This is a genomic window from Sphingobium sp. YR768 (assembly GCF_900111125.1).
Classification (GTDB): Bacteria; Pseudomonadota; Alphaproteobacteria; order Sphingomonadales; family Sphingomonadaceae; genus Sphingobium.
Map to the genome: position 1 here is coordinate 17,769 of NZ_FOGE01000043.1, position 10,477 is coordinate 28,245.

General features: G+C 62.5%; 11 protein-coding genes. All 11 read right to left on the reverse strand.

Annotated features, from left to right (window positions below; translation table 11 throughout):
- Window position 1: 1 nt before the first annotated feature.
- Window positions 2-1,003, reverse strand: a complete 1,002-nt coding sequence (virB11, locus tag BMX92_RS24735; protein ID WP_093021759.1) for a P-type DNA transfer ATPase VirB11 — start codon at window positions 1,001-1,003, stop codon at window positions 2-4.
- Window positions 1,000-2,070 (reverse strand): TrbI/VirB10 family protein, encoded by a 1,071-nt coding sequence (locus tag BMX92_RS28240; protein ID WP_256213610.1) that lies wholly within the window; start codon window positions 2,068-2,070, stop codon window positions 1,000-1,002. The genes virB11 and BMX92_RS28240 overlap by 4 nt, the downstream gene beginning before the upstream one ends.
- On the reverse strand, window positions 2,067-2,756 hold the full coding sequence (locus BMX92_RS24745; protein WP_093021762.1) for a TrbG/VirB9 family P-type conjugative transfer protein: 690 nt from the start codon (window positions 2,754-2,756) through the stop codon (window positions 2,067-2,069). The genes BMX92_RS28240 and BMX92_RS24745 overlap by 4 nt, the downstream gene beginning before the upstream one ends.
- The gene (locus BMX92_RS24750) at window positions 2,753-3,550 is read right to left on the reverse strand and encodes a virB8 family protein (RefSeq protein ID WP_093021765.1); all 798 of its coding nucleotides are present in this window, start codon (window positions 3,548-3,550) and stop codon (window positions 2,753-2,755) included. Before BMX92_RS24750 ends, BMX92_RS24745 begins: the two co-directional genes overlap by 4 nt.
- Window positions 3,547-4,797 carry a type IV secretion system protein gene (locus BMX92_RS24755; RefSeq protein ID WP_093021768.1) on the reverse strand — a complete coding sequence of 417 codons (1,251 nt, stop codon included), beginning with the start codon at window positions 4,795-4,797 and terminating at the stop codon, window positions 3,547-3,549. Before BMX92_RS24755 ends, BMX92_RS24750 begins: the two co-directional genes overlap by 4 nt.
- Entirely contained in the window at window positions 4,797-7,178 is a 2,382-nt protein-coding gene (locus BMX92_RS24760) for a VirB4 family type IV secretion/conjugal transfer ATPase (protein WP_218145849.1), read from the reverse strand. Before BMX92_RS24760 ends, BMX92_RS24755 begins: the two co-directional genes overlap by 1 nt.
- Window positions 7,157-7,441, reverse strand: coding sequence for a type IV secretion system protein VirB3 (locus BMX92_RS24765; RefSeq protein WP_093021771.1), 285 nt, complete (start codon window positions 7,439-7,441; stop codon window positions 7,157-7,159). The genes BMX92_RS24760 and BMX92_RS24765 overlap by 22 nt, the downstream gene beginning before the upstream one ends.
- Window positions 7,442-7,445: 4 nt before the next feature.
- On the reverse strand, window positions 7,446-7,781 hold the full coding sequence (locus BMX92_RS24770; RefSeq protein ID WP_093021774.1) for a TrbC/VirB2 family protein: 336 nt from the start codon (window positions 7,779-7,781) through the stop codon (window positions 7,446-7,448).
- Window positions 7,782-7,880: 99 nt separating this feature from the next.
- On the reverse strand, window positions 7,881-8,438 hold the full coding sequence (locus BMX92_RS24775) for a hypothetical protein (protein ID WP_093021777.1): 558 nt from the start codon (window positions 8,436-8,438) through the stop codon (window positions 7,881-7,883).
- Window positions 8,439-9,206: 768 nt separating this feature from the next.
- A complete protein-coding gene (locus BMX92_RS24780; protein ID WP_093021780.1) occupies window positions 9,207-10,214 on the reverse strand; it encodes an IS110 family transposase in 1,008 nt (335 codons plus the stop codon).
- Between the two features lie 92 nt (window positions 10,215-10,306).
- Window positions 10,307-10,477, reverse strand: a 171-nt coding sequence (locus BMX92_RS24785; protein WP_143066899.1) for a transposase, incomplete at its 5' end; no start/stop codon positions are given.

Genomic DNA, 10,477 nt, shown 5'->3' on the forward strand with positions numbered 1-10,477 from the left:
GTTAAAGATCGCTTTTGTCGACCAAAGTGCGAATGAACCGCCTGCCGCCACGCCGTTCCAACTGCACGAACAGATCGACCGTCTCGCGGATATAATAAGCGATATCGTCCCGGCTAAGGCGCGTGCCCGATTGAAGGATGATGAGCGCCAACTGCTCGATCGCCTTAGCCGGGCTGTCGGCATGGATGGTGGTCATGGAACCGGGATGGCCGGTATTGATGGCCCGCAGGAAGGTATAGGCCTCGCTGCCGCGCAACTCGCCAAGGATGATCCGGTCGGGCCGCATACGCAGAGACGCTTGCAGCAGATCGTCCGCCGTAACCCTGGCCTCGCCAAGCTCGCCCTTTACCGCAACCAGTCCGACCGCATTGGCATGATCGACCTGCAACTCGGGCGTGTCCTCGATCAGGATCAGCCGCTCATCGGGCGGTATCTCGCGGATCAGCGCGTTGAGGAAAGTGGTCTTGCCGGTCGAGGTGCCGCCCGAGATAAGGATGGTCTTGCGTGACCGCACCGCCTGCGCCAGCAGGGCTACCCTATCATCCATGCTTGCGAGCGCCTGATCGTCGATCGGCTCTTCCGGCGCATCGAAGGCGCCGCTGCTGGCATAGTCGGCCAAGGTGAGGTTGGCCGACACATGGCGACGGATCGCCAGCGCCAGCGGCCCGCGCGTGGCGGGCGGCGCGACGATCTGGACGCGTGATCCATCGGGCAGCCGCGCGGCCAGCAGCGGATGTTCGCGATTGATGCCCTGATGCGACAGGCTGGCAATCTGTCTTGCAAGCCGCCAGAGGCTTGGCTCGGTAAGCGCTGGCACCTCTTCCCGAACGATGCCGCCGCCCAGCCGTTCGATCCATATTTCGCCGGGATGATTGATATAGATATCGGTGACGTCGGGCTGGACCAGCACGGCCGAGATCGGCGCCAGATAGGCGTCGAGAAACGGAAAATCAGACAGAGGTCTGCTGTGAGCTTCCTCTGTCCCGTCGACCGGCTGACTCATCGGCGCAGGCCCGTGCCGCTAAAGTCGAGATCGCGGGCAACGAACACCGAGATCTCCGCGCCGGAGGCCACCTTGATGGTCGGCGCGCTATCGACATTGGGCAGGATATTCTGGACGCTCGAACCGACCTGGCCCGGCAGGCCGACGATCACGGAATTATTGCTGTTGGTGCGCGAGGCGACGTTGACGCCAACCGTCAACGCCGACTGCAGCACGGCATTGGTGACGCGCTCTAGGACATGGTTATTGACCTTGCCGCGAATGCCGGCGCCGCCCAGCACATCGGCGGCAGGCGATCCGATACGGATGGCGACACCATCGGGCCGGATGAGGCGGGTCCAGTTCACCAGCACGCGCTTCTGCCCCGATTTGACGTCGCCCGTTGCCTCGCCAATCAGGCGGCTACCACGCGGGATAAGAACCCGGCTACCATCGAAGCCGCGCGCATCGCGTGAGACGACCGCCCGCACCAGACCAGGGCGGCGGCTGTCGATCGGCGTTTCGAGAACCGCGCTGATCATCGAGCCTTGCGGCACGAGATTGGCGCGATTGCGGATGACGCTGGCGCGTACCGCCTGATCGTCGCCCGCGCCACTGGCCGCCGCCGATGCATTGCCCAGGCCGTCGCCCATTCCCAGATCGATGATCAGCGGAGAATCATCGCCCTCGGCCTTCGCGCGCGCAGGGGCGGAGAGTGGAGCAGGGGGCATGTAGGACATGGCGGCCGCAGGACTTGCCGCTTGCTGACTGGCGGCGGGCCGCATGGGAACTGGCGCCATGGCTGGTTCGCTGGTCAGTTGCAGCGGCGGCTGTGCAGGCTCTGGTAGCGCGGGCGGCAAGGCCAGCGGCTGCGGCGACAGGATGCCGACCTGTGCCGGCGCGCCCGCCTCGCTACGCTGCTGCTTGCCACGCCGATTGGCATCGAGGATCAGGAAGAGGGGGATGGCCAGCACGGCGCAGAGGGCGGCTATGGCAAGGCCCGAAAGGCCAGGCGAGGGCGTGCGCACGCGCGGGCGGACATCGCGGTCTGCCAAGGTCGGGCGGGGATCATCCTGCGGCCCGGTCATGGCTGTTCCACCGCGCTCTGGCGTGTGGCGACCGCCTTGCGCTTGCCCGCGCGGAAGACGAAGCGCGGGGCGATGGCGTCGACCACGAATGCCCCCTCGCGCATCGCGCCATTGACCAGCGTCTCATCCCCTTGGGCATCGATCGCATAGACAGCGGGAATGGCGACATCGGCCGGCCAGCGGATCATCGTTGCCAGCCCATCGTCGGACATGCTGCTCGGGATCAGTTCCTTTGCACCACGGATGCGATAGACGGCATGGCTCTCGCTCACCACCGTCGGCGGCGCCATGTCGATGCCGGCATAGCGGAAGCGCACGATATAGGGGGTAATGCCCATGTTCGACCCTGCCGAGAGCAGGAAGCTGTAGCGCCGTGCATCGGTCAGGACGATAAGATTGGTGTCGGTGGCGCCGTCGGTGGGCTTGATGAAGAGATGGTCGGCCCGCTTGTTGGGCGTCACTTTCCAGCCATCGCCTTCGCCGATCGCAACATTCTCGACCCGCTCGTCGGCCGCAAATTCAAGCGCCACGGTAAAGCCGGACTGGAGACTGAGCCGCACCACCTGATCGGCATCATAGTCGACCGTCTGGATGCGCGGGTCGCCCGGCGAGGGCTGTGGCAGCACCTCCGCCAGCGCCGGAGCGGCCAGTATTGCGAACAGGAAGATGGCCGCCTTGCGCATCATGGCCGACTTGCCTGGGACTGCGCGGGCGGCGCAGCCGGCACTGCCGCTTGCGACGGCAGGCCATTGGGTGTCGTCCCTGCAGGCGCCGTCATGGGCTCAGGCGCTTCCTGATCGCGGCGATAGCGCAGCACCTGGAAGCCCAGCGGATTGATCAGCCGATCCTCCATGGCCATGGGCGCATCGATGAAACGATAGCGGACGATCGAGACCCATGCCTGTCTGGGTCCGTCCACCTGCCCCTGATCCCGGCGTTCGGTTTCGAAGCGTATCTGGGCGATATTGGGGCCGAGCGGCGACACGCTCTTGATCCGAACAGCCAGCAGGGTCGTGCGGGGGAAACGCTGGAAGGGGCTGGCCGGATTGGAGGCCGGCATCATCGCCATATAGTCGCTGCGCGCCCGTTCCGCCGACCAGAGCCCGACCTTGCGATAATCGGCCTGAATGCTGTTGATGTCGAACTGTTCGCGGGCAATCACATATTGGGCGAGCAGCGACTGGGTAAGGGCCGTATCGGGCGCCAGACGCTGGCGGCCATCGCCCTTGAGCAACTGGACATAGCCCGTCGTGCGGTCGACCAGCAGCGTATTGGATTCCACGGTCTTGAGCGGCATCATCAGAACGATGGCGAGGATCGCCAGAAGGGCGATGCCGCAGGCCATACCCGCGATGATCCAGGCGATGCGACGCGACTGGCGCAGCCGTTCCTGCCCGTCCTCCGCCCAGCTTATGGCGCGGGCATAATAGGCTTCCCTGTCGATGGCGGTCTTGTCCGCCTTGCCTGTCTTATCGATCATGTCCGGCCGTTCCGCTGGCTTAGGCTTTTCGTTCTGCGCTGGGCGCCGGTGCGTCTGTAGGTCTGTCCTAGTGGCGTTGGCGGCGGCTCAGGCGCCTGTCCGTCCGCCAGCGCCATGCGTCGCGCGGCGGCTGGACCATCGCCTGCCAATAAAGGACGAGCCTTCCACCGATCGCTGATCGCGATGGCGTCCGAGATCAGCGCCGCGCGCGAGCGGCCTTCCTCTTGCGCCGCTATGGCGACTAGGCGGCCGTCCTGCTCGCGAGGCTGCGATGGGCGTGATGGCTGCCAGTGCTCGGACAGTCGCGTGCCGATTGCGCGCCCATGGTCGAGAAAGCGAAAGCCCGCCCCGACCTTGAGGGAGAGGCGCAGGGCAACCAGCAGGGCAATGAGAAAGATCAGCGCCGTCGCCAATATCTCGCCCGGCGCCATGACCGGCAGGGTGCCGACCGCCATGGCGTCGATCAAATGGCCCAGTTGCGGTTCGACGATCGACATCTCGATACCCAGCAGGACGGACGTCGTAATGCTGGCGATGGCAATGCCCAGCAGAGCGCGCACCCAGCCTTCGAACAGGCCGCGTGTCGTATCGAACAGCAGGCAGACAAAGAAGAGGGGGCCAAGCGCCAGAAGCAGTCCGGCAAGCAGGCGAACCGAGAGGAGAACGGCCAGGCCCGAAACAAGCAGGACGATGCCGGCCGCGCTCAGCAGGGGATTACCCGCCAGAGAGAAGGCCATCGGCTCGGGCATGGCCGATGCAGAGGCAGGGGCTGCGCCATTCTGCGCTGCGGCCGGATTGGCTGCAGGCGCGGGCGGCGCATCATGCGAGGGCCGGGTCAGTTCGGCGATCGTCTGATAGCTGCCCTGAAGCCGCGCGGGGAAGCTGCGACCCGGACCGCCACCGGCCCCCGGCAGGATGGAGACGATCTCGCGCGGCGTTTCGATCACCAGATTATAGACGACCGCGCGATAGGCCGACCATTGGGTGGCAAAGGCCAGAACCAGCCCGACCCTGGCCGCCAGCATGATGCCATCACGGATATGGAGCTGATCGCCCAGCAACAGCCGATAGCCCTGGATCGCGATCAATATGGTGAGGAGGCCACCCAGCGCCATGACGACCGGCGAATTGTTCGCCGCCAGCGCGCCATAGCCCCCTTCGCCCAGCAGCGCGGCCTGGCAATCGACATAGTGGGTGAGCGCCATGGCATAGCCCTGGCTCGCATCAAAGGGCGGGCAGCCTTCCATCAGGCGACCTTGAGCAGTTCAGGCAGCCAGGCTTGCGGATTGTCGCCGACACGCGCCCGGATATCGTCGAGCAGTCGGACGGTGCGTTCGCGGCCCGACAATATGGTGAGGATATCCGCTTCACCGCTCAGATTGAGGCGCGCCACGACGCTGTCATTGCCATGCTTGATCAGGAAGCAATGATCATTGTCGGCGAGGCTGCGGACCAGATCATATTCATGGGATGTGAGGCCAAAGCCGTCGCAATAATCCTCGCGCCTTGCCTTGGCATTGGCCATGAATATCTGGGTTGCAGCCTGTTCGACGATCGCGCTGGCGATCTTGCTCGACAGCGCGTCTTCGGCGCTCTGGGTCGCAAAGCCCACAAGCCCGTTGCGCTTGCGGATCGTCTTTTCCCAATCCTTGATCTTGTGGACGAAGATATCATCGTCGAGCGCCTTCCAGCCCTCATCGATGACGATGATTGCAGGGGAGCCGTCGAGCCGTTCTTCTACCCGATGGAAGAGATACATCATCGCAGGCGTGCGCAGGGTCGGCGTGTCGAGGATGCGGGTCATATCGAAGCCGATGGTCGGCGCGTCGACATCGATCCGATCCGCTGCATGATCGAACAGCCAGGCATGTTCGCCCTCGCCCCACCAGGGGCGCAGCCGCGACCAGAGATCATTGGCATGGGGCCGTTCGCTGCCCCGGAACAATTGCGCGACATAGCGCAGGCGGCGATGCGAACGGGGCACGCCATAGCTCGCGTCCACCGCTTCCTGGATATGGAGCATCTCCTGCGGCGTCAGCGCGTCGCCGGGGAGCGACACAAGACGGCTCAGCCAATCGATCAGGAAACGGCGATTGTCGGGCGTGTCGTCGATCTGGAGCGGGTTGAGCGCGGCCGACATGCCGGGCCGCAATATGTCGTAGACGCCGCCGATCGCGCGGATGAACAGTTCGGCGCCGCGATCCTTGTCGAAGAAGATGATCCGGGGATGGAATTTGCGGGCCTGGGCCAGCAGGAAATTGAGAACGACGGTCTTGCCCGATCCTGATGGGCCGATGACGGTGAAGTTGCCCAGATCGCCCTGATGGAAGTTGAAATGATAGGGGCCGGCAGCCGTCGATTCGAGCATGGTGACGGCATCACCCCAATGATTGCCGCTGGCCTTGCCGCTCGGGAAATTATGGTAGCTGGCCAGGCTCGCGAAGTTGCGCGACGAGATCAGCGCCCGCCGGGCGATATAGGGGAAGTTGCCGGGGAACTGCGCCCACCAGGCCGCTTCAAGGCCGATATCCTCGCGTACGGCGATAAGGCCAAGATCGGTGAGGCCCGACTGGACTTCGGCGACCTGCGCGTCGACCAGATCCATGTCCGTGCCGCGCACGGCGATGGTCAGATGATGCTCGCCAAAGGCGGCCCGGCCTGCGGCAAGATCATCCTTGGCGGTGCCCAGTTCTCCCCGCAGGCTGAGCGCCTCGTCGTCGGACGCGCGCATCCTGCGCAGCGCCAGGTTCATGCGGCCAAGCCCTGCCTGCCGATCGACAAAGCCGAAGCTCTGGCTCACCACCATCTCGACGGGCAGGCGCAGCAGATCGTCCAGCATCCCCGGCGTGGTCTTGCCGGGATAATCCTTGATCGACAGCAGCGCCTGAAACTCGCGGGGGCGATCGCCCGCTGCGGCCAGTTCGACCATGTCCTGGCCGAAGCTGATCCGCCGATAGGGCAGATATTCGCCGAGATCGCCTTCGGGCAGGCGCACCGGGCGCATCTCGCCATTGAGGATCAGGGAGAGAAATTCGAGTGGCTCGGAATAGAGGCCGCGTTCGCTGTCATAGACGCTAAGGACGCGGGGGCGGTAATGGCCCAGTGCCGCGACTATCTGTTCGGTCGCGGTATCAAGCGCCCGTTTGTCGGCGGCGCGGTCGGACGCTAGCGCGCCCGATCCGGTCAGTTTGCGCGAAAGCCGGTCTGCGATACCGCCACGCCCCTGCAAGGGGCGGCGTATGATGGTGAGAAAGAGATCATTGACATAGAGGCGGCGCGCACCGAGCCGCGCGCGCCAGGCGTCATCCAGCCGGGCGCTGAAACTGTCGGGGAAATCGGCCTCCAGCGACGTATCGACCCGTCGGCGCACGATATGATGATAGAGGGCAAAACGCGAAGAACCGATCGCCTGAAGCATCGCATCGCGAAGTTCCTTGCGATAGTTGAGTTCGTCCGTGTCGGCCGTTTCGAACAGGAAGCCGCCCAGATGGACGACCTGCATCATCATGCCATCGCGGGTCAGCAGCGTATGATCGTCGATCTGCGCCGCATAGGGTAGCCTGCTGCCGATCGATCGTTCGCGCCGCGCGGCTTTTTCGGTGGCGCTCAGGGATGATAGGAATTGCAACGCCAGCGCCGATAATTGGGGATACGGGGGCAGCGGGAAACCTTGACCAGCCATAGATCGAAGATGCGCGGTTCGCGCAGGCAGGCGAGTGTGCCGATGCCATGGATGATGAGCGCTGCGAGCAGTACCCAGATGGATTTGAGGATCAGAAACAGTTCGGTGGTGACGATCGCATTGATCACGAAAAAGCTGTAGGTGACGCCCGCGAACATTTGTGGCCGCGCGAGGGCCACGAACAGTGTATCGCGGTCGAGTCCGGCCATGAAGTCAGTAGCCGGCCGAGGCGGTGGACTGGATGCCGCCCACGATGCTGGCGGCACCGAACAGGATGAAGCAGCCCAGGATCACCACCGCGCCATAGCGCCAGTTCATCCTTCCGGTCAGCATCATGAAGCCTACCGCTGCGACCGCGATTACCGCGGCGACGGTTGCTACCGTGCCGAGTAGAGTGCCATGGAGCCATTGCAGCGCGCCTACGATCGGACCGGAGCCGGCGGGATCGCCATAGCCTTCCTGGGCAAGGGCGACTGTCGGAGCAGTCGAAATCGCCAGCATTCCGGCCCATGCGGCTTTGATAACATGTTTATAAAAGTGACGCGGCATTATCGGCATTATCAGCGATATCCTGATGAACTGACAGGTGACCCGTGTTTCGACTCAAGTTGAGAGAAGGATGCCAGCCGCAGTTAGCGGATCATCCGCCTAGAGGACATAGCCAAGCAAGGATTCATAGGCATATCCGGCTGCCGTGCCTTCATCATAACTGGTTGTGAAGAGATGATCTTTGAGGGTGGCGCTGTAGAAACGGTAGAGTGGCTTACGCCCGGTGCCTGACGCTGTGTATGCCCAGCCCATCTGCCCCTCATATGTAACCCCTTCGCAGGTGCTGGAGACGGAAATGAAATGGTCGGCATTGGCTGCGTTATAGCAGCGATACAGCGGTTGAGTGCCGGTCCCGCCACCCGGTAGGGATGCAAAGGGAATGCCTTCTGAGCCGAAGCCAGCCCCTTGCCCTTCCAGATAGGTCATCGTGTAGAAATGCTTGGAGCCGTTGTAGAAGCGAAAGATCGGTACCCGCGTGCCATCTTGCTTTGCGACATTGACGAAGCGCCGATTGTTTGCCGCATCATAGCGATAAATGGTCGTGGTTTTATTGGTCGATCCGCTGTCGGCAACCGATCCTGCGATGCGACCAAGGGCATCGTATGCGAAGCTGGTGGTTTCTGTACCCAAAGCGGATGCAGATGCTCCCAACAGCATTACGCTCAAGCATATTTTTGCGACCAATCGCATGACTTCCCCCGAATTTCCCCGCGTAACGACGTGATAAAGTAAGGCATGGGATAGCCGCCGAGGTCAACCCATTGCTTTCTCTGCCGCTAATTATGCATCGCGATTTGTGCTGGAGCAGTGACCGCAAACTCCCACGCCATTATCAGATATTCAGCCGCACAACTGTTTCGCAGATGGTGGCAGCGCCAGTCTTAAAGTTCAAGCTCGCTAATAACCTTGAACGCTAATCCGACGCTTCTCTCTCGAATAACCTGTCGATCAACGCCATGAAGTCACCGCGCGCCGGAGTGGAGTCCGGCCAATGTAGGTCATGTCGTCTGGGGCTCGGTGGCCGTCAACCCGATGGGCACGAACTTTGCCCGTAGAACCTCGAAGCAATTGCTTGTGCCAAGCGTAGAGCTGACCCTTTCAAATCCCATGCCAATGCGCGAATGCCACCATATTAGCGCCGAGTTGCGTCGTCTCCTTCAAGATCACCGTAGGCTCAGGATCTGTAATTGCAGAGCTAGGCGGTGTGATCCCTTGAGGGTTTCATGGATCTGTCCGCACTGGCCGAGCCGGAGCTTGGTCGTGCTGTATCGGGTCTCACAGAGGCGAACGTTGCATTGACTCGACGCGGGCTTTTCGGCCCATCTGACTACCTTCGCAGATCGTTCGTCCCTGCGTTCCCTCGCGGGACACCGCCCTCGGATTAGCTTTGATGCTTCACCGCTGGCAAACAGGTTCTATCCTACCTCACGCCTGGAACAAAGTGCCATCGCGCAGCATGGCATGCATGATGACCGCTAGGCGGCGGGCAAGGGCTACGCGGGCCTTTTTGAGGCCTCGGCGCTTGGCGATCTTCATGGCCCATGTCTTCAGGGCGAAAGTCTCCCGGCTTCGAGTGAGGATCGAGTTGGCGGCTTCGTAGAGTAGCTTACGCACCATACTGTCACCTTGCTTGGTGATCCTGCCGGTCCAGTCGAGCTCACCCGACTGATGGCGTCGGGGTACCAAGCCGAAATACGCGCCGGCATTGCGTGATTGCCGGAAGCGTCCGGCATCATCGACTGCAGCCGCGAAGGCGGCTGAGGTCTGAACGCCGACACCGGGTATGGTCATCAGGATTTCGCAGGCCTGTGACTGGCTGGCGATGATGCGCAGTCGCCGGTCCATTTCCTTGATCTGCTCGACCAACTCCGCGCGCACGGACAGCAAGGACGTAATAGCGTCGCCAAGGCCCGGAATGTGTACTGCCTGCATGATACGTTCTAGGGATGCCTTGCCTTGTCCAGCCCCGGGGCGATAGCCAAACGTGGCGCAAAGCCCGCGGATCATGTTGTCGAGCCGGACACGCGCTTCCACCAGATGGCTCCGCGCGGTGATCGCGCTGCGAACCCCATGCGCTGCCGGTGATTTGACGTGCACCTCCTTGTAGAAGCCCGTCCGCGCCAGTTGCGCGAGACCGGCAGCATCGTGAGGGTCGGTCTTGTTTGCCTTCATGGCCTTCAGACTCTGATGCGCCTGGCGGGCGTCAATGCATACTACCGGAACGCCCAGTTCGCGCAGACCAAGGCAGATCGCAGGCGACATGCGGCCCGTTTCGATCACGGCTCGCTCGATTGCGCCGTAGCGCTCCAGCATCATGGCGATGGCCTCAGGGGAGCTTTCCACCTTCTCCGACACAAGCTTGCGACCATTTTCGTCAACAATGCAGACCTGCGTGCTTTCCATCGACAGGTCCAATCCGGCATAATGCTTCACGGCTGCTTCCTTTCTTCAGGATTCGACAACCAGAAGTGTGCGCCTCAACCGAGGTCCGAGGAAGCAGTCGCAATTACACGATGACTCACTGATCAAAGCCAGAAGATGACGGTGGCAACGAGGGCGATGGCCGAGAAGAAGGCGTTGGGGCATCGGTCGTAGCGCGTCGCGACCCGTCGCCAGTCCTTGAGGCGGCCGAACATGATCTCGATGCGGTTGCGCCGTTTGTAGCGGCGCTTGTCGTTTTTGACGGCCTTGTTTCG

Bases quoted from the DNA above. Each gene is read 5' to 3' on its own strand.
- BMX92_RS24770 (WP_093021774.1), bottom strand. From the start codon at position 7,781: ATGCCGCGTCACTTTTATAAACATGTTATCAAAGCCGCATGGGCCGGA.
- BMX92_RS24750 (WP_093021765.1), bottom strand. From the start codon at position 3,550: ATGATCGATAAGACAGGCAAGGCGGACAAGACCGCCATCGACAGGGAA.
- BMX92_RS24775 (WP_093021777.1), bottom strand. From the start codon at position 8,438: ATGCTGTTGGGAGCATCTGCATCCGCTTTGGGTACAGAAACCACCAGC.
- BMX92_RS24765 (WP_093021771.1), bottom strand. From the start codon at position 7,441: ATGGCCGGACTCGACCGCGATACACTGTTCGTGGCCCTCGCGCGGCCA.
- virB11 (WP_093021759.1), bottom strand. From the start codon at position 1,003: ATGAGTCAGCCGGTCGACGGGACAGAGGAAGCTCACAGCAGACCTCTG.
- BMX92_RS24755 (WP_093021768.1), bottom strand. From the start codon at position 4,797: ATGGAAGGCTGCCCGCCCTTTGATGCGAGCCAGGGCTATGCCATGGCG.
- BMX92_RS28240 (WP_256213610.1), bottom strand. From the start codon at position 2,070: ATGACCGGGCCGCAGGATGATCCCCGCCCGACCTTGGCAGACCGCGAT.
- BMX92_RS24745 (WP_093021762.1), bottom strand. From the start codon at position 2,756: ATGATGCGCAAGGCGGCCATCTTCCTGTTCGCAATACTGGCCGCTCCG.